This window comes from Mesorhizobium oxytropidicola (genome assembly GCF_056174625.1).
Map to the genome: position 1 here is coordinate 4,218,608 of NZ_CM149692.1, position 18,237 is coordinate 4,236,844.

Annotated in this window: 15 protein-coding genes and 4 pseudogenes; 9 read left to right on the forward strand and 10 right to left on the reverse strand. The window is 62.7% G+C overall.

The features are described 5' to 3' along the window. Window positions 1-20 precede the first annotated feature (20 nt). A complete protein-coding gene (locus AC0V8S_RS20945; protein WP_475433099.1) occupies window positions 21-1,226 on the forward strand; it encodes an MFS transporter in 1,206 nt (401 codons plus the stop codon). Between the two features lie 180 nt (window positions 1,227-1,406). Further along, the gene (locus AC0V8S_RS20950; protein ID WP_095200069.1) at window positions 1,407-1,673 is read left to right on the forward strand and encodes a hypothetical protein; all 267 of its coding nucleotides are present in this window, start codon (window positions 1,407-1,409) and stop codon (window positions 1,671-1,673) included. 169 nt (window positions 1,674-1,842) lie between these two features. On the opposite strand, the gene AC0V8S_RS20955 is transcribed toward AC0V8S_RS20950, so the two are convergent. The 4 genes from AC0V8S_RS20955 to AC0V8S_RS20970 form a co-directional block, all read right to left on the reverse strand. Continuing rightward, window positions 1,843-2,394, reverse strand: coding sequence for a hypothetical protein (locus AC0V8S_RS20955; protein WP_475433102.1), 552 nt, complete (start codon window positions 2,392-2,394; stop codon window positions 1,843-1,845). A 123-nt stretch (window positions 2,395-2,517) separates the two neighbouring features. Continuing rightward, window positions 2,518-3,603: a YcjF family protein gene (locus tag AC0V8S_RS20960; protein ID WP_475433103.1), complete on the reverse strand. Its 1,086-nt coding sequence runs from the start codon at window positions 3,601-3,603 to the stop codon at window positions 2,518-2,520. Beyond that, window positions 3,600-5,075 carry a YcjX family GTP-binding protein gene (locus tag AC0V8S_RS20965; RefSeq protein WP_475433104.1) on the reverse strand — a complete coding sequence of 492 codons (1,476 nt, stop codon included), beginning with the start codon at window positions 5,073-5,075 and terminating at the stop codon, window positions 3,600-3,602. The genes AC0V8S_RS20960 and AC0V8S_RS20965 overlap by 4 nt, the downstream gene beginning before the upstream one ends. A gap of 75 nt (window positions 5,076-5,150) precedes the next feature. Further along, window positions 5,151-5,654, reverse strand: coding sequence for a SixA phosphatase family protein (locus tag AC0V8S_RS20970; RefSeq protein WP_475433106.1), 504 nt, complete (start codon window positions 5,652-5,654; stop codon window positions 5,151-5,153). Between the two features lie 276 nt (window positions 5,655-5,930). On the opposite strand from AC0V8S_RS20970, the gene dksA reads away from it, so the two are divergent. Then, window positions 5,931-6,347 carry an RNA polymerase-binding protein DksA gene (gene dksA / locus AC0V8S_RS20975; protein WP_006202025.1) on the forward strand — a complete coding sequence of 139 codons (417 nt, stop codon included), beginning with the start codon at window positions 5,931-5,933 and terminating at the stop codon, window positions 6,345-6,347. A gap of 132 nt (window positions 6,348-6,479) precedes the next feature. Here the strand turns inward: dksA and AC0V8S_RS20980 are convergent. Then, window positions 6,480-7,228: pseudogene (locus tag AC0V8S_RS20980) on the reverse strand (hypothetical protein). Window positions 7,229-7,554: 326 nt separating this feature from the next. On the opposite strand from AC0V8S_RS20980, the gene cckA reads away from it, so the two are divergent. Then, a complete protein-coding gene (gene cckA, locus AC0V8S_RS20985; protein WP_475433111.1) occupies window positions 7,555-10,131 on the forward strand; it encodes a cell cycle histidine kinase CckA in 2,577 nt (858 codons plus the stop codon). Between the two features lie 90 nt (window positions 10,132-10,221). Then, window positions 10,222-10,935, forward strand: a complete 714-nt coding sequence (locus AC0V8S_RS20990) for a purine-nucleoside phosphorylase (RefSeq protein ID WP_475433112.1) — start codon at window positions 10,222-10,224, stop codon at window positions 10,933-10,935. Here the strand turns inward: AC0V8S_RS20990 and AC0V8S_RS20995 are convergent. Next, window positions 10,932-11,236 (reverse strand): annotated as a pseudogene (locus AC0V8S_RS20995) (ribbon-helix-helix domain-containing protein). The gene AC0V8S_RS20990 and the pseudogene AC0V8S_RS20995 overlap by 4 nt on opposite strands. A gap of 226 nt (window positions 11,237-11,462) precedes the next feature. On the opposite strand from AC0V8S_RS20995, the gene AC0V8S_RS21000 reads away from it, so the two are divergent. From AC0V8S_RS21000 to AC0V8S_RS21010, 3 genes are all read left to right on the forward strand, one after another. Next, window positions 11,463-11,858 (forward strand): VOC family protein, encoded by a 396-nt coding sequence (locus AC0V8S_RS21000; protein ID WP_183459938.1) that lies wholly within the window; start codon window positions 11,463-11,465, stop codon window positions 11,856-11,858. Between the two features lie 79 nt (window positions 11,859-11,937). Beyond that, the gene (locus AC0V8S_RS21005) at window positions 11,938-12,468 is read left to right on the forward strand and encodes a gluconate 2-dehydrogenase subunit 3 family protein (protein ID WP_183459936.1); all 531 of its coding nucleotides are present in this window, start codon (window positions 11,938-11,940) and stop codon (window positions 12,466-12,468) included. Window positions 12,469-12,515: 47 nt separating this feature from the next. Further along, window positions 12,516-14,087: a GMC family oxidoreductase gene (locus AC0V8S_RS21010; RefSeq protein ID WP_475433114.1), complete on the forward strand. Its 1,572-nt coding sequence runs from the start codon at window positions 12,516-12,518 to the stop codon at window positions 14,085-14,087. A gap of 69 nt (window positions 14,088-14,156) precedes the next feature. Here AC0V8S_RS21010 and AC0V8S_RS21015 read toward each other — a convergent pair whose 3' ends face one another. The 4 genes and pseudogenes from AC0V8S_RS21015 to AC0V8S_RS21030 form a co-directional block, all read right to left on the reverse strand. Then, a complete protein-coding gene (locus AC0V8S_RS21015; RefSeq protein ID WP_475438667.1) occupies window positions 14,157-14,702 on the reverse strand; it encodes an alkaline phosphatase PhoX in 546 nt (181 codons plus the stop codon). Then, window positions 14,594-15,676 (reverse strand): annotated as a pseudogene (locus tag AC0V8S_RS21020) (PhoX family protein); the annotation flags it as partial. The gene AC0V8S_RS21015 and the pseudogene AC0V8S_RS21020, both read right to left, overlap by 109 nt. 13 nt (window positions 15,677-15,689) lie before the next feature. Next, a pseudogene (locus tag AC0V8S_RS21025) lies at window positions 15,690-16,133 on the reverse strand (alkaline phosphatase PhoX); the annotation flags it as partial. A gap of 57 nt (window positions 16,134-16,190) precedes the next feature. Next, window positions 16,191-16,598 carry a hypothetical protein gene (locus AC0V8S_RS21030; protein WP_475433116.1) on the reverse strand — a complete coding sequence of 136 codons (408 nt, stop codon included), beginning with the start codon at window positions 16,596-16,598 and terminating at the stop codon, window positions 16,191-16,193. Window positions 16,599-16,941: 343 nt separating this feature from the next. Between AC0V8S_RS21030 and urtA the strand changes: the two genes are divergently transcribed. After that, the gene (gene urtA, locus AC0V8S_RS21035; RefSeq protein ID WP_244661725.1) at window positions 16,942-18,222 is read left to right on the forward strand and encodes an urea ABC transporter substrate-binding protein; all 1,281 of its coding nucleotides are present in this window, start codon (window positions 16,942-16,944) and stop codon (window positions 18,220-18,222) included. The last annotated feature ends 15 nt before the right edge of the window (window positions 18,223-18,237 follow it).

Here is an 18,237-nt window from a genome sequence, read left to right on the forward strand (position 1 = left end):
CAAACTTTGGAGATCTTTCCGTGACTGACACAACATTACAGCTTGAAGACGCGGCGATAGACGTTGATGCCGCTGCGCCTGCCGCGTGGAGCGCAACCACCTGGTTCGCGGTCATTTCATTGGCGGCCACCAGCTTTGCCCTGGTCTCAGCCGAATTTCTGCCGGCAGGTCTGCTGACGCCAATGGCGCGCGATCTCGGCATCAGCGAGGGAACGGCCGGACAGGTCGTCACCGCCACCGCTTCTGTCGGCGCCGTGACGGCCATGTTGAGCAATGTTCTGATCGGCCGATTGAACCGCAAGACGGTGCTGGTTGGCCTCATGGCCCTAGCGGTCGCTTCCAATATTCTTGCGGCGCTGGCGCCCAATTTCTGGCTGCTGTTGTTAGGCCGGGCCGGGCTGGGAATCGCTCTCAGCGCTTTCTGGGCGCTTTCGGTCGCCGTCGTCGCGAGGCTGGTTGGCGCCAATGCGACAGGTAGGGGCATGGCTATCGTCACCCTCGGCGTCTCGCTCGCCACCATTGCGGCACCGTCGATGGGTGCGCTGATCAGCGACTGGCTGGGATGGCGCAGCGCCATGGCCATGACAGCGGGGCTGGCCGTGGTTGCCATGTTGCTGCAATTGCTTAGCCTACCGTCTTTGCCTGCAACGGCGAGCAATAGCCTTGCAGACGTCCTTCGGCTGACACGGCGTGGCATCCAACTTGGTATGCTTGCTATTCTTTTGCTGATGACGGGGCATTTTGCCGGCTCGGTCTATGTGCGTCCCTTTCTCGAACATGTGACGCTCCTTGCAACCGGGCCAATTGCCCTGGCGTTGCTCGGATTTGGCATCGCCGCAGTGATCGGCAATATTGCCGGTGGCCGCATGGCCGACGCCAATATCCACGTGGCTCTCGTGGTTACCGCCGCATTGATGGCGTTTGCGGCGCTGGCATTGGTGCTTTGGGGCGTGCACATTGGCGTTGCCTTTGGCTTCGCTACGCTGTGGGGCTTCGCCTTCGGCATGGCGCCGGTGGTGCTGCCGACAAATTTGTCTCGCGCAGCGCCGGACGCGCTGGAAGCAGCGGGCAGCCTGATGGTCGCCTCTTTTCAGGTTGCCATCACCATCGGCGCGGTTGTCGGCGGCTATGCTGTGGACACCTATGGCCCTACAGCGCCTTTGACCGTGACTGCTATCCTTGCCGCATCGACAGCCGTCCTGGCGCTGCTACAGCCGCGCAACTAAACTTTGCCGCCGCTGACACAGTAGGCCGAATCCGGCCCGGACAAATATTGCAGGCACGTTACACAAGTTTACGCCATGCGCGCGTTGCGTGTTGCCACAATCGAGGGCTAAGGACGCTCGGCTTCGGCCATTGGAGGGTGAGCGACGATCAAGTCGCGCCCTTTTGAGGAGATGACTGACATGAAGAAGTTTTTGCTTGTTGCCGTCGGCCTGGCGGTGCTTGCCGGTTCGGCCTGTTCGAAGGCACCTGAATGCACGGCCGAGATCGCGACCAAGAAGGCGCAGGACATGGCTGCCGCGCTGCAGGAAGCGATCACCAAGGATCCGTCCAAGGCGGCTGACCTGACCGCCAAGGTCCAGGCGGTGACAACCAAGTACCAGGGCGCCACGACGCTCGCCGACGCCTGCAAGGCGTATGACGAGGTGACGGCAGCCATCAAGGGCTAAGCGCCTGATTCGACTGGTTCAAGGAGGCGGTAGCGATGGGCTGCCGCCTCTTTGCTTTTGGGGATGTGTTCGAGCAATTCCAGGAAAAGTGTGAAACGGTTTTCGCGGGCAAGCGCATGGCGCTTTGCCTTGGGAATTGCGTAAGACGAGATAGGGGCGCGATAGGCGCTCAGTTCGGCGTGATGGAGCCGACTTCGACGGCATCGACGCGCTTCAAGCTCATGCCGATGACCGGCACCAGCTGGTCCTGGACACGCACGGCAACCGTCACGGTCATCGAATTGTCGTCGGGAATACGGGCCTGCATGACGCCGCGCAACTGGTTGCGGTTGATGGTGAAGACCACTTTGCGGGCATCGACAACGTTGCCGCCGATGATATCGAGGCCTGCGCCGTCCGCGCCACCCATGAAGGAACCTTTGTAATCGCGGCCCTTGCGCTCGATCTTGGCCGACATCTGCTGGGTGAACATGCCGACCCGGCAGCCGCCGTCGAGCGTCATGCCCATCTTGCCGTCCGGCGTCGAGCCGGTGAAGCTGCAGTTGAATTTCGTGCCCTTGTACTTGCCGGCGACGATTTCGCCCGGGCCGACCCATTTGCCTTCGGCTGCCTGGAAGAATTGCTTGTCCGGCTCTGTAGCGGAAGCCCCCGAGGCGACACCGACGACTGCTGTGATCGCGACGGCCAGGGGCAAGACGCTGGACAGAATTACGCTTTTCATCGACGACACCCGGCAACAAAGAGGCTGTTTGGAACCGGTCTGACCATGAAGAAGATTGGTTAATGCTTCGTCACTGCAAGGCCTCGAAACGGCGATCCATTCACCATCCTGAAGAGGAAAACACTATTTGCCGGGGCCGGGCGTTTCGGTGTCCTTCTTTGCGGCAAACGATGTCAGTGCCGAGAGGAAATCGCCCAGTCCCGGGCGCTTCGCGGCGCTGAAGGGCAGGGGGCGCGCCGTTTCCATCGCCGCGATGCCGATGCGCGCCGTCATCATGCCGTTGACGACGCCCTCGCCAAGTTTTGCCGAAAGCCGTGCCGCCAGGCCGTGGCCGACGATCTGCTGGACGAAACTGTCGCCAACGGCGATCGAACCGGTGACCGCTAGATGCGCCAGCACGCTGCGCGCCAGGCGGAAGAAACCCAGCGTTCCCGGGCGTCCGCCATAGAGTTCCGAGAGACGGCGGATGAGGCGTCCGGCCTCGAACACGACATAGGCGACATCGACGAGCGCGCGCGGGCTGACCGCCGTCACCAGCGAGACGCGTTTGGCGGCCTCAAGAATCATCACCTTGGCTCTCGCGTCCAGAGGGCCGAGAATCTCCGCTTCAGCCAGGCGCACCAGATTGCCGCCGTCGATGATTTCGCCGCGCAGTTCGGCCAGCGCCCGCCGGCCTGCTGCGGTTTCCGGCTTGGCCGCGACGAAAGCCGAAAGCTCGTCGACCACCGATCGCGCCGCCTTGGGATCGTCGCGGGCGATCGCGTCAAGCGCGCGCTTTTGCAGTTTTTCGACTTCGGCGAGACGGGCGATCGCCAGGAATTCGCGAATCAGGATCACCAGAAGCGCCAGCAATGCGATGACGGCCATGCCGGCGGCCAGCCAGCCAAGCCATTCGGCGCGGGCGAAGAGGTCGCGGATCAGCTGGTCGGTCCACAGGCCGACAGCCAGCGAAACCAGTACGCCGATGGCGCCGAAGAAGATGCTGCCGAACAGCGAGCGTTTTCTGGGGGCGATTGCCGGCGGCGGTTCGGCGGCAATGATGTCGGGCTCGTCGAAGACATCGACCTCCGCCGGTATGACCAGCGCGACATCGGCCTTCATCACGCGGGGTTTGCGCGAGAGCTCGGCCTGGCGCGCCTTTGGCGCCTCTTGTGTTGGCGCGGCTTCCGACTCGATGCGGAAGGCCGCCGGCTTGCGGGGCAGGGTCATGCCAGATGGTCTCCGATCAGGAACTGCAAGGCGCGGTCGAGCCTGATATGCGGCAAAGACAGCGTGACGCCTTCGGCCGTGCGTTCGAGTTTTGGCGGACGGAATCGGACAAAGCGGATTGCCGGGTCCTCGGAATCCTGCCGGTGGTCCGGGCCGGAGATGTCGAACACCGCATCAATCTTGTCCGGTAAGTCGCCGGGAAATATGGCAGTTTCGGTCTTTCCATCAAACGTTTCGCCGTTGATCCTCTCGCCGGCGATCGGCGTGCCGATGATGACGGGCAAGGTCTCGCGGCCCTGCTTGACCGTGCCTTCGCGGGTCGCCCGCACCGCCGCCATGGCGACCACATCGACGTCGGCGCCGGTGGAATTCGCCCGCGCCACGGCGCGGTCGGCCAGCCGCCGCACGATGGCCTGCAACCGGTCATGGCTTTCGTGGTGCAGGTGGTCGGCCTTGGTCGCGGCGACCAGTATGCGATCGATGCGCCGCGAAAACAGGTCGGTGAGGAAGCTGCCCCGGCCGGGGCGGAAACAGCTGAGGATCTCGGTCACGGCGCGCTCGAGGTCGGCCATGGCGCCGGGGCCGGCGTTCAGCGCCTGCATGGCGTCGATCAGCACGATCTGGCGGTCCAGGCGGGTGATGTGTTCGCGGAAGAAAGGCTTCACGACATGCGTCTTGTAGGCCTCGTAGCGCCTTTCCATCATGGCGTGCAGCGATCCAGGGCGCGGACGCCTGTCGAGGCCGGCCAGCGGCGCGAAGGTCAGTGCGGGGGAGCCTTCGAGATCGCCAGGCATGAGGAAACGGCCGGGCGGCAAGGTCGAAAGCGCGCGTTCGTCGAGCTTGCAGGCCTTGAGATAGGCGGCGAAGCTTTCGGCGAGGCGGCGTGCCGTCATCTCGTCGGCGTCGGCATTCGGGTCGATTTCCGCCGAAATCGCCCGCCAGGCCCGCGAAAGATCCTCGCGCACCGGCAGAGCGGCCATGTCGATGGCCTCGCGTGAAAAATCGGCGAAGGATTTGCCGAGCAGCGGCAGGTCGAGCAGCCATTCGCCGGGATAGTCGACGATGTCGACCGACAGCTTGCCTGACGAGAACATGCGGCTCCAGCCGGAGGCCGATTCATATTCGATGGTCAGCCGCAGTTCCGAGATGGCGCGCGTCGAATCGGGCCAGACGCGGTCGTTGACCAAGGCGGCGATGTGGTCCTCGTACTGGAAACGCGGTACGGCGTCGTCAGGCTGCTCTTCGAGGAAGGCGCGTGCGATGCGCCCGGATTTCTGCGCCTCGAACAGCGGCAGGCGCCCGCCATGGATCAGATTGTGGACCAGCGCGGAGATGAACACCGTCTTGCCCGCGCGCGAAAGGCCTGTAACGCCCAACCGCAGCGACGGAGAAAAAAGCCCGGTGGCGCGTCCCGACAGCGTATCGAGGGCAATTCTTGCCTCGTCGGTGAAGGTGGTCAGCGATGATGCCAAAATGTGATCTCTCGGGCCTCGGTCCGTCCGATATAGGCGTTGGAACCCGGCTTTGAAATGGCGCCGGCACCGGTATCAAAGATCGGCCGGCGTCAGAAACGCTTCGAGATAACCCGCTTCCTGGGCGGCTTTCGCCAGATCGTCCAGGAAACGCACGACCGCCAGGCCCGAGGTCGGGAAGCCATGATTGAGTGTGGCACGTGCCGTCTCGTCGCCGTCGCCCGAAACCGCCATGGCAAGATCCTCCGTCATCGGGTTGTGGCCGATGACCAGCAGTGAACCCGGCCCGCCATGCTCCCGGATAAGACGAAGATAACCGGCCGCGTCTTCGCTGTAGAGCGTGTCGAAAAACAGGACCTTGCCGGTATCGCTCTGGCCGGCCAGGCCTTCGAGCGTTTCCTTGGCGCGCTTGGCATTGGAGCACAATGTCAGGTCGGGGACATAGCCGCGTGAGCGCATGGCGGCGCCCATCATCTCGGCATCGGCGCGACCGGATGCGTCAAGCGGTCGATCGAAATCGCGCATGCCGGGCAGCGCCCAGCCAGCCTTGGCGTGTCGCAACAGATAGAGCCTGCTCACCCAACCTCCAATGATGTCGAAAGCCGAAGCCATACGCGATTAGCCATAAGAAGCGCGTGGCGCACAATGGTGCGTGTTCCCCGGGCAATGGATCACGCACGAGGCAGGTTGGCAAAGGGTCGAGGGCACTTTCTCCATCGAATCAGAGGCATCCCGCTCCGACCAGCGCCGCAAGGGTGCTTTAACAAATGCGTGACTCGGTGGCCGATTGCGCTTGTGCAGGCGTCTGGCGGCGAATATATAGGCGCCAAATTTGGGGCTGTTTGGGTGAGTCGAATGAACGACATCGTTACCGCCGATTACGTACCCTCCGAAGACGAGCCGTTCATGAATGAACGGCAGAAATCCTACTTCCGCCTAAAGCTCGTCACCTGGAAAAATGACATACTGCGCGAAGCGCGCGAAACTCTCGAAATCCTGCAGCAGGAAAACGCCAACCACCCCGATCTCGCGGATCGCGCCTCTTCGGAAACGGACCGCGCCATCGAGCTCAGGGCTCGCGATCGTCAGCGAAAGCTCATCTCAAAGATCGATTCGGCGCTGCAGCGCATCGATGAAGGCACTTACGGCTATTGCGAGGAAACTGGCGAGCCGATCGCGCTGAAGCGGCTCGACGCCCGCCCGATCGCCACCTTGTCGATCGAAGCGCAGGAACGGCATGAGCGCCGCGAAAAAGTCTATCGCGACGACTGACGGATTGCTTCTGGGCCGCATCTCAGGGCAGTTGCAGTGAAGTTGTTATCAAAAAAATGGCCGGGTTTTCCGGCCATTTTTGATAGTGCGTGACAAATCCATTGCGTCACGCGGAAGCGTATCGGGCGCCAATCATCTCTTCTGGCTTGAAAGTTCGCCCAGAAGCTTGGTCATTTCATCGTCGAGCGACTGCGGCGCCTTGGCTGCCGGTTTGCCGACCGGGCCGCCGGAGCGCGGCTGGTCGAGCGAAACCTCCAGGTCCTTCATCAGCGCGTCGTCGATGCTCTCCTGCCTTGGCGGCGGCAGTGGCGCGTGCCTGATGGCATTGGCGTTGGCGGAGCCGTAAGCAGGCAGCGGCGTGACGTTGGTCGACTGATAGGTTTGCGCCACCGGTTTCGGTGCGGGCGCAGGCGCTGGTGGTGGCGCTGCCGGGCGCGGGCGGGCAGGCGCCGCCGCCGCGGCCGGCTGCGGTGCCGGTCGTGCCGGTGCGGGAGCCGGCTGAGGCGGCCGCGGTTTTGCCGCCGGGCCGCGGTGGCCGGGACAGGCTGCAGGCCGCCATCTCCGGTCAGCGCCGGACGGCGTGGCGCGGCAAGGCGTATGTCGCGTTCGACAACGACATCGGTCGGGCCGCCGATGAGAAGCAGATGCTCGATGTCGTCGCGGCGCACCAGCACCAGCCGGCGATGGCTGTCGACGGCGGTGGCGTCCATGACCGCGAGCCGGGTCTTGCGGTTCCGGCCACCCGCGACAAACGTGCCGAATGTCAGGTTGCGCACGAGCCTGATGATGACGAGCACGATGACCAACAGGATCAGCGCCGCGAAGGTCCACAGGAGTGCCGCCGCATAACCAGGGCCCGCCACGCTATCCAGCCACTGCATTGGTTTCCCCTGATCGGTTTGGAAAGTGACGCGACACTAGACCGTTGCGGCGGGCCACCGCAAGTTGCCTTTCACGCATCGTGAACAGCTTGAAACACTGGGAAGGCCGGCCAGCATCATTTTTATCTGACATTTGCCGCCCGGGCCTTTTCCGGGCTAGGAGAATATGATTCAACCGGCTAAAGCGCGTCGCGCTGAAGCCGATTCATGCGACGCGCTTCAGGTCCTTGTTTCATGCATGTCGTTTTCCCAAAACCGAAGTCACTTTTGGGCGACATGCATTAGGGGCGGGTGTCGGAACATCGGACTTCACGAGCAGGGGGCATATGGCCAAGGAAGCGCGCGGCGATTTCTATCCGGTACCGATCGTCGACCAGAACACGCGCCCGGGCGCGGTCACCCGGCTCATCATCTTCATCGTCGTTCTGACGGGCGCCGCGATCGTCTTCGGCCTGTTCCGCGAGCGCCTCGGCGATCCCTTCCTGCTTGGCATGCTCGGCGTGCTGGCGATGATCGGCGTCGGCTTCCTGTTCGCCACCGCGATCGGCTTCGTCCAGGTCACGCCGCGCTCGACCGGTGATGAACTGTCCAAGGCGTTCGTTGATTCGATGGCGCAAGGCCTGCTCGTCACCGACACCAAGGGCCGCGTCGTCTACGCCAACCGGGCCTATGCCGACATGACCGGAGCGTCCTCGGCCGCCGACCTCAAGACGGTCGAAGGGCTGCTTTCAGATGTTCCCGAGGCCTCGGTGACCATTTACCGGCTGGCCTCCGGCCTGCGTGACGGCCAGCCAGGCGACGGCGAGTTTCGGCTGGCGCAATCGATCCGGCCCGGCGCCGAACCGGGCGCCCGCTGGTACAGGGCGCGTGCCCGCACCTTCAGCGTTCCGGGCCAGCGGTTGCCGATGCTGGCCTGGCAACTCGCCGACATTTCTCAGGAACGGGCCGAGCAGGAGCGTTTCTTCCTCGATCTGCAGAAGGCCATCGATCACCTCGACCACGCCCCGGCAGGCTTCTTTTCCGCCGACCAGGACGGCCGCGTCACCTACATCAACGCCACGCTCGCGGAATGGCTGGGCATCGATCTTGCCAGTTTCACGCCTGGCGCAGTGACCTTGCCGGATATCGTTGCCGGCGACGGCATGGCGCTGGTGCGCTCGGTCAAGGCCGACCCCGGCACGACGCGCAACGCGGTCATCGATCTCGACCTGACGACGATGACGGGGCAAGCGCTGCCCGTGCGCTTCATGCATCGCGTTTCGGCCAGCCGAGAAGGTATCGGCGGCCCGACGCGTACGATCGTGCTCAACCGCACGCAGGGCGAGGATGCGTCGGCCGATCTGCGCGCCTCGGAAGTGCGCTTCACCCGCTTCTTCAATTCGACGCCGATGGCGATCGCGGGCGTCGATGCCAGCGGGCGCATCCTGCGCACCAATGCGCCCTTCCTGTCGCTGTTTGCCTCGGTCGTCGACCGGGACGCCGTGGATCGCCGCGTGCGGCTCGACACGGTAATCCATGAGCGTGAGCGGCCGGCCTTTGCCGCCGCATTCGAGAAAGCCCGGCAGCGGCAGGCCGACATCGAGCCGATCGACACCGTCCTGCCCGGCAACGAAGACCGGCACATCCGTTTCTACGTCAACGCCGTCGCCGACGGCACCGGCGGCGAGGGCGCCGAGGAATCGGCCATTGTCTACGCCGTCGAGACGACCGAGCAGAAGGCGCTCGAAGGGCAGATGGCGCAAAGCCAGAAGATGCAGGCGGTCGGCCAGCTCGCCGGCGGCATCGCCCACGACTTCAACAATGTGCTGACCGCCATCATCATGGCGTCGGACCTTTTGTTGACCAATCACCGGCCGTCGGATCCGTCCTTCCCCGACATCATGAATATCAAGCAGAATGCCAACCGGGCGGCTTCGCTGGTCAGGCAGTTGCTGGCCTTCTCGCGCAAGCAGACGCTGCGGCCGGAAGTGCTGAACCTCACCGACGTGCTCGCCGATCTCAGGATGCTGCTTGCCCGCCTGGTCGGCAACGACATCAAGCTGAAGATCGACCACGGCCGCGACCTGTGGCCGGTCAAGGTCGATATCGGCCAGTTCGAGCAGGTGGTGGTCAATCTGGCGGTCAATGCGCGCGACGCGATGCCTGCCGGCGGCGATCTCACCGTGCGCACCCGCAACGTCACCGCCGAGGAATGCAAGACCTTCCCATATCGCGAACTCGCCGTGGCCGACTATGTCGTGGTCGAGGTCGAGGACACTGGCAGCGGCATCGCGCCCGACGTGCTGAAGAAGATCTTCGAGCCGTTCTTCACCACCAAGGAGGTCGGCAAGGGTACGGGCCTTGGCTTGTCCATGGTCTACGGCATCATCAAGCAGACCGGCGGCTTCATTTTCTGCGATTCCGAAGTCGGCAAGGGGTCGACCTTCCGCATCTTCCTGCCGCGTCACATCGCGGAAGCGAAGAAAGCGGCCGAACCCGGGGACGCGCCGAGTGCCGCGCCGGTCAAACCGGTCGACAGCACCAAGGACCTGTCGGGGTCGGCCACGGTGCTGCTGGTCGAGGATGAGGATGCCGTGCGCATGGGTGGCATGCGGGCGCTGACCTCGCGTGGCTACACGGTGCATGAGGCATCCTCCGGCGTCGAGGCGCTGGAAGTCTTCGAAGCCCTGGGCGGCAAGGTCGACATCGTCGTTTCGGATGTGGTGATGCCTGAGATGGATGGGCCGACCCTGCTTGGCGAGTTGCGCAAGCGCCAGCCGGACATCAAGTTCGTCTTCGTGTCCGGCTATGCCGAGGACGCCTTCGCCAGGAACCTGCCGGCCGACGCGCATTTCGGCTTCCTGCCGAAGCCGTTCTCGCTCAAGCAATTGGCGACGATCGTCAAGGATATGCTGGAGTCCTAATTTAGCTTTCTCCGATGGTCTGCCTTGCGCAGCGCCCTGACAACGCCATGATTGCGGGTGAGAGGGCAAGCGGGCTTGGGGGAGCAGCGGTTGACGCCACATATCGAAGCAGGCAAGGGCGACTACGCCGATACGGTGCTGTTGCCGGGTGACCCGCAGCGCGCCGAATGGATGGCGCGGACATTTCTGGAGGCGCCACGCTGCGTCAATCGCCGGCGGGGTGCTCTCGGTTATACCGGCCTTTATCGCGGCCAGCACATCAGCATTCAGTCGACGGGCATCGGTGTTTCATCGTTCCTGATCTATGTTCATGAATTGCTTGACTATTATGGCGCCCGAACATTGATCCGTACCGGGACCTGTGGCGGCCTGAGCGCCGAGGCCAAGCTGCGCAGCCTGGTGATCTCGCAATCGGCACGGCCGGAAAACACCGAGAGCGGTCAGGTCTTTGGCCTTTACCAAGCCGACGCCGGCCCGGATCCGGGCCTGCTCGCTTGTGCATTGACCAAGGCAGCCGAACTCGGCATCGACCACCATGCTGGCCTGACAGTCTGCACAGACATATTCTACCATCCTGAAGCGCGCACACGCTATGCCGAAGCGAGAGCACTCGGAGCCCTAGCCGTCGACATGGAAACCAGTGCGCTCTACCGCATCGCGGCACATTTCGGCGCGAGGGCCTTATCGCTGCTGACCATCGTCGATAATCTGGCTACCGGCGAACAGACCGATTACGCGGAACGCCAGACGCTTTTCACCGATATGAGCCGGCTGGCATTCGAAATCGCTGGGGAAGGGCGCTAGGCGGCTTCCTGCTTCAGCGCCATCCGTTCGTCCATGCTGGGTCGGTGGCCGCGCAGTAGAGCGCGCAGGTGGTGCGCAGCATGGAGGCGAAATTGGGGATCTCGCCATTGATCTCGATGGCTTCGTCGTAAAGTTTCGAGATGAATTTCGGCGTCGTCAGGTTCTGGCTTTCGGCGATTTCGTCAAGCAAGGCCCAGAACGTCGCCTCGAGCTGGATGCTGGTCGAATGGCCATCGATACGAATCGACCGGTTGATCTGGCGATAGCCTTCCGGATCCTGTGCGGCAAACACTCTGCACATCGTAACCTCCCGTTTTTGTTAGTCTTGGGCGTCGACGGGGCCATCGGCGCCTTTTGATCACTGCCTGCGATAGCACTTTCGACCGGACGGTCGACAACGGCAATCGGACTTTCGTCCTTAATGCATGTACCCGTTTTTCGATCCTATGCGTGGTAATCGGCTGCCACCACCTTATCTCCCCGGCGCGCATAATCACCTTCGAAGCACGAACGCTGCGGGGTCTGATTTGGCGAAGGCGATCCACACCATGATCCGGGTTCTCGAGGAGGCCCGGTCCATCGATTTCTACAACAAGGCGTTCGGTCTCGGCGTCGCCCAGCGGCTGGATTTCGAGACCTTCACGCTGATCTACCTCAGCAATGCCGATACGCCTTTCGAAGTCGAGTTGACCGTCAATAAGGGCCGGCAGGAGCCTTATGCGCTTGGCGATGGCTACGGCCATCTCGCGGTCTCGGTCGCCGATCTCGACAGCGAACACGACCGCCTCGGCGCGCTTGGCCTCAACCCGAAGAAGATCGTCGAGTTCGACCGGGACGGTTCGCTGATCGCCCGCTTTTTCTTCATCGAGGATCCCGACGGCTACAAGATCGAGGTCCTGCAGCGTGGAGGGCGCTTCCAATAGGGGACAACCGGCCGCGCCGACCAGCGCGGCGCCAGCAAAGACACCCCAAGGGGTGCGAACAGCAAGCAGGGAGGAACAAATGGTCACGATCTATGAGAGGAAGCCCGGCCTGTCACGGCGCGAGCTGCTCAAACGCGGCGGCGTCGGTGCGCTGCTTGTCATTTCCGGCAGCGCCATCATCAGCCCGGAGCACGCCTGGGGGCTGGAAACCTCGGCGCTGAAGCCCGAGACGATGGCGACGCTGATCCAGGTGGCGCGTGATATCTATCCGCACGACCAGGTGCCGGACAAATACTACGCCATCGCCGTCAAAGGCCATGATGAGACAGCCGGCAAGGATCCTGCTCACAAGGAGCTGATCGAGAAGGGCATTGCCGAACTCGACAAGAAGGCCGGCAAGGGTGGTTATCGCGGGCTCGGCTGGGAAGAACAGCGCGTGGCGCTGCTCACCGAGATCGAGAAGACGCCTTTCTTCCAGGCGGTGCGCGGCGGTCTTGTCGTCAGTCTCTACAACCAGAAAGAGGTGTGGCCGATCTTCGGTTACGAGGGCGAGTCCTATTCGAAGGGCGGCTACATCGCGCGCGGTTTCAACGACATCGAGTGGCTCTGAGCCGCTCTGTCCGAAACCACTTTTGACCGATCTCATGGGAGGAAACCATGGCAGCACAATTTGATCTCAAGAACGACGGTGTGGTCGTCATCATCGGCTCCGGCGCCGGCGGCGGCACGCTCGGCAACGAACTGGCACAGAAGGGCATCGACGTCGTCATCCTCGAAGCGGGCGCCCGCCACGAATATGAGGACTTCATCAATGACGAGTGGGATTCGTTCGCCCAACTCGCCTGGAAGGACAAGCGCACCACATCCGGCGATTGGCGCGTGGCGAAGGATTTCCCGAATCTGCCCGCCTGGATCGTCAAGTCGGTTGGCGGCTCGACCACGCACTGGGCCGGTGCCTCGCTGCGCTTCCAGGAGCATGAGTTCAAGACGGCGACGACCTATGGCAAGGTGAAGGGCGCAAACCTTCTCGACTGGCCGGTGACACTGGCCGAAATGGAGCCCTATTACGCCAAGGCCGAGGCCAAGATGGGTGTCACCGGCACCAATGACTGGCCGAGATTGCCCGGCAACAACAATTTCAAGGTCTTGAAGGCCGGCGCCGACAAGCTCGGCTACAAGGAATGCCATACCGGCAACATGGCCATCAACTCGGTCGAGCGCGACGACCGCAACTCCTGCCAGCAGACCGGGTTCTGCTTCCAGGGCTGCAAATGGGGCGCCAAATGGTCGACGCTCTACACCGAGATCCCGAAGGGCGAGGCGACAGGCCATCTCGAAGTCCGGCCGAACGCCATGGTGATCAAGATCAACCACGACGCCAGCGGCAAGGTGACCGGCGTCGTCTATGCCGACAAGGACGGCAAGCTGCAGGAGCAGAAGGCCCGCATCGTCGCCGTGGCCGGCAACTCCATCGAAAGCCCGCGCCTGCTGCTCAATTCGCAATCAGCCAAGTTCCCGCATGGCCTCGCCAATTCGTCGGGGCAGGTGGGCAAGAACTACATGCGCCACACCACAGGCTCGGTTTACGCCATCTTCGACAGGCCGGTGCACATGTATCGCGGCACCACCATGGCCGGCATCATCCGCGACGAGGCGCGCCATGATCCGTCACGCGGCTTCGTCGGCGGCTACGAGTTCGAGACGCTGTCGCTTGGCCTGCCGTTCATGGCGGCTTTCCTCAACCCGGGCGGCTGGGGGCGCTCCTTCACCACCGCGCTCGACCATTACGACCACATGGCCGGCCTGTGGATCGTCGGCGAGGATATGCCGCGCGAGGAGAACCGCATCACGCTGCATGCCGACGAGAAGGACGAGCATGGCATGCCGATCGCTGACGTGCATTTCGACGACCACCCGAACGACACGGCGATGCGCAACCATGCCTACAAGCAGGCCACCGCACTTTACGACGCGGTCGGCGCTACCCGCACCTTCCCGACGCCGCCCTATCCCTCGACCCACAATCTCGGCACCAACCGGATGAGCGAGAAGGCGGAGGACGGCGTCGTCAACAAGCATGGCCAGACGCACGACATCAAGAACCTGTTCGTGTCGGACGGTAGCCAGTTCACGACGGGTGCTGCCGAAAACCCGACACTGACGATCGTGTCGCTGGCGATCCGCCAGGCCGACTACATCGCCGCCCAGATGTCGGAGAGAAGCATCTAGTCCCACCCTCCCAACTGCCTGCTGGCGCGGAACCTGACCGGTTCCGCGCCTTTTTCGCGCCTCGCGATCTCAGGCTCCGACCGGCTGGCCGTCCTTGCGGCGGATGGCGACGACCGACGGCCGCGGCGGGTGGCCATCCTTGAAATCGGGCCACAGCGACTGTGCCTTGTCGAGCGTTTCGGCGTCCTCGGAGGGGTGCTGAACCGAAAGGAACAGCGTCGTACCATCCGGGGTGAAGCAGGGCCCGGTGGCTTCCGCGCCATGCGGGCAGGTGAACAGCAACTTTGGCAGGCCGCGCGCCGCGCCTTCCGTGTCGACTCCGTAGATGCCGTCCGGCAGGTCGAAATCATTGGCGCCGTCGGTCGCCACCCACAGCCGCCCGGCCGGGTCGAAGGTGATGTTGTCAGGGCAGACGAACCAGCCATTGTCCGACGTGTCGGGTGGAAGGTGGCGCCGACTTTCGCGTCCTTGGGATTGCCGCAGAGCACGAACAGGTCCCAGGCATATTTGTCGGCGGTGTGGTCGGCCTCGGGCCCGCGGCCGCCAGGCGGGATCAGTTCGACAATGTGGCCCCAGAGGTTTTCGGGCCGTGTGTTGGCCGGATTGACCTTGGATTCGTCGCGCTTCTTGTTCTTGGTCATGACGGCGTAGACGCGGCCGGTGACCGGATTGGTCTCGATGTCCTCCGGCCGGTCCATCGGGGTTGCGCCGAGCGCGTCGGCGGCAAGGCGTGTCTTCAACAGCACCTCGGCCTGGTCGGCAAAGCCGTTCTCTGCGGTGAGCTTGCCCTGGCCGTGAACCAGCGGCAGCCAGGTCATCGAGCCATCGGCGTCGTAACGAGCGACCGACAGCACGCCGTCGTCCAGGAGGCCGTTGCTGGAAGCCGGATTCGCCTTGTCGTAGGCCTTGTTCGAGACGTAGCGGTACATGTATTCGAAATAGTCGTCGTCGCCCATGTAGACGACGACGCGGCCGTCCTTGTTGAGGACGACGGTCGACGCCTCATGCGACATGCGCCCGAGGGCCGTGCGCTTCACCGGCTTCGACTGGGGATCATAAGGGTCGATCTCGACCACCCAGTCGAAGCGGTTCGGCTCGTTCGGTTCCTTGTCGATGTTGAAGCGGTCGTGGAAACGGCCGCGGCCATAGATGTCGGAGCCGTCAAAGCCATAGCGGCCGAGAATGTCGGCGGTCGGCGCCTTTTTTGGGTCGCCGCCGAACAGGTCGGAAACGCCTTCCTCGCAGGTCAGCACCGTGCCCCAGGGGGTAAAACCGCCGCTGCAATTGTAGCTGGTGCCGAGCACCTTCGTGCCGGTTGCGTCGGCGGATGTCTTGAGCAGCGCATGGCCGGCCACCGGTCCGGAAACGGTCATTTCGGTGTTGGCGGTGATGCGGCGGTTGAGCGGGCTGTCCTCGACGGTTTGCCACTTGCCGTCCTTGAGCATGATTTCGACGATCGAATGGCCCATCGCCGCCAGGCCGAGATCGACCTGTTCCTTGTTCATCGTCTTGCCGGCGTCGTCCTCGGTCATGCCGGGGAACATCACATTGGGCGAGATGTATTCCGTTGTTGACGCAAAGCAGGCCATGGTCGGAGTTCACCGAGCCCTTGGGCAGCGGCAGGAAGGCGATGTAGTCGCAGTTGTAGCCGAAGCGCTTTTCCTGTTCGTCAGCGGCGATCGTGTTGCCGTCGAAATCCGCCAGGCCGGCGACAAGCGGATCACCCCAGCGAGCAACGATCGTTGTCTCATAGCCCTCGGCGGCGGCGTGGGTCTTGTCGTAGACGCGCTTCAGTTCGGGAAAGCCGAGCGTGGAAAGTGCGGCAGCCGCATGCGTTTCGCCGGCAAACAGCGAGCCGACAAAGCTGCCGCCAGCGACCAGGGCGCCCGATGCAAGGCTGCCTTTCAGGAGGGTGCGGCGCGAGACGCGCTCGGCGATGATGTCGCGGATGACAGGGGAGGATGAAGACGGGGAATTGGCCATGTGTCTGCCTCTCGATGTGGATGGGGTGACGGCGCACCGCTGCCTATCCAGTTTCGGCAACATCCAGATGACATGGAGGCTCGGGGGCCGCTCAGGCGGCGGTCATGTCCGGGGTTTCGCCTACTGGCTGCTGCCCCGGGTGCAGGTCGAGGCGGTGAAGGCGCCGTCGGGCTGCTTCATGATGATGTCGAAGGAGGGCGGGCTCTGGCCGTCCAGCGTCGCCTGGGTCATCGACAACGAGTTGCCGCCGGCGGTGTAGCCGCCGAGCGGTCCCAGCCACGAGATCACGCCGTTTGCATCCATCTGATAGTTATAGCCCTGTTGGACGGTGCCGAAGGTGACGGGGCCGGTGTAGACATTCCCCTTGATGGTGATGTCGCCGAGGTTGAGGAACATGCCGAGCAGGTAGACTTCGCAGTGATAGGTGCCATCAGGCATCTTGCCGTCGCTGAAGTCGGCTCGTGCGGCGCCGGTCGCTGCCGCCAGAAGCACTATGCCGATGAAAATGCGTGAAATCAGGGATGCCATGGCGTCGCTCGGTTGAGGCGCGAGCTTGCCCTATTTTTGCGCTGTGCCGCAACATTTGTCGTCCGCTGCATGGGCTCGTAGGTCAAAATCTAGGCACTTGACGAAATTGGGCTAAAATTAGGCAGATACCCTGTGCGCTGCGCAAATTTCCCTCAACCAATTTTTAACCGGCTCTCCTTTGTTTGTTCAATCTAATATAATAACATATTGATAATGTTTAGCTATTTGCCGTTTTTCAGCATCCGTGCAGCGGTTGGCATGGGGGTTGCATTGTAATGTTGCGGTGCAATCAACCAGCTTGGGAGTCTTCCGTATGAGGGGTAATTTCTCGACAATAACAAAAATGTTTTCTGCAAGCGTGGTCGCCGCCGGTCTGTTGATGTCGGCTCCCGCCAAGGCGGCAGACGACACGATCAAGGTCGGCATCCTCCATTCGCTGTCGGGGACCATGGCGATTTCGGAGACGACGCTGAAGGACGCCATGCTGATGCTCATCGACGAGCAGAACGCCAAGGGCGGCCTGCTCGGCAAGAAGCTCGAGGCCGTCGTCGTCGATCCGGCTTCCAACTGGCCGCTGTTCGCCGAAAAGGCGCGCGAGCTGATTTCGAAGGACAAGGTCGCGGCTGTGTTCGGCTGCTGGACCTCGGTCTCGCGCAAATCGGTGCTGCCGGTGTTCTCCGAGCTCGACAACATCCTGTTCTATCCCGTCCAGTATGAGGGCGAGGAAAGCGAACGCAACGTGTTCTACACCGGTGCCGCGCCCAACCAGCAGGCGATTCCGGCCGTCGACTATCTGATGAGCAAGGATGGCGGCTCGGTGAAGCGCTGGGTGCTGGAAGGCACCGACTACGTCTATCCGCGCACCACCAACAAGATCCTGGAAGCCTATCTGAAGTCCAAGGGCGTCGCGGCTGAAGACATCATGGTCAACTACACGCCGTTCGGTTTCTCCGACTGGCAGACCGAAGTCTCGGCGATCAAGAAGTTCGGCTCGGCTGGCAAGAAGACCGCCGTCGTCTCGACCGTCAACGGCGACGCGAACGTGCCGTTCTACAAGGAACTCGGCAACCAGGGCATCAAGGCCGAGGACATCCCGGTCATGGCATTCTCGGTCGGCGAGGAAGAGCTTGCCGGTCTCGACACCAAGCCGCTGGTCGGCCATCTCGCCGCCTGGAACTATTTCGAGAGCGTCAACACGCCTGAGAACAAGAAGTTCATCGCCGACTGGCACAAGTTCATCAAGAACAACAAGCGCACCACCAACGATCCGATGGAAGCCCATTATATCGGCTTCAATATGTGGGTGAAGGCGGTCCAGAAGGCCGGCACCACCGATCCGGATAAGGTCATCGATGCCATGATCGGCGTTTCGGTGCCGAACCTGACCGGCGGCTATTCGACGATGATGCCGAACCACCACATCACCAAGCCGGTTCTGATCGGTGAAATCCAGGCCAATGGCCAGTTCGAAACGGTTTCGAAGACACCTGGCCTGGTGATGGGCGACGAATGGTCCGACTACCTGCCGGATTCCAAGGACCTGATCTCCGATTGGCGCAAGCCTTTGTCCTGCGGCAACTTCAACGTTGCCACCGGCAAGTGCGGCGGCAAGGGAACGAACTGATCCTCCCAGGGCTGA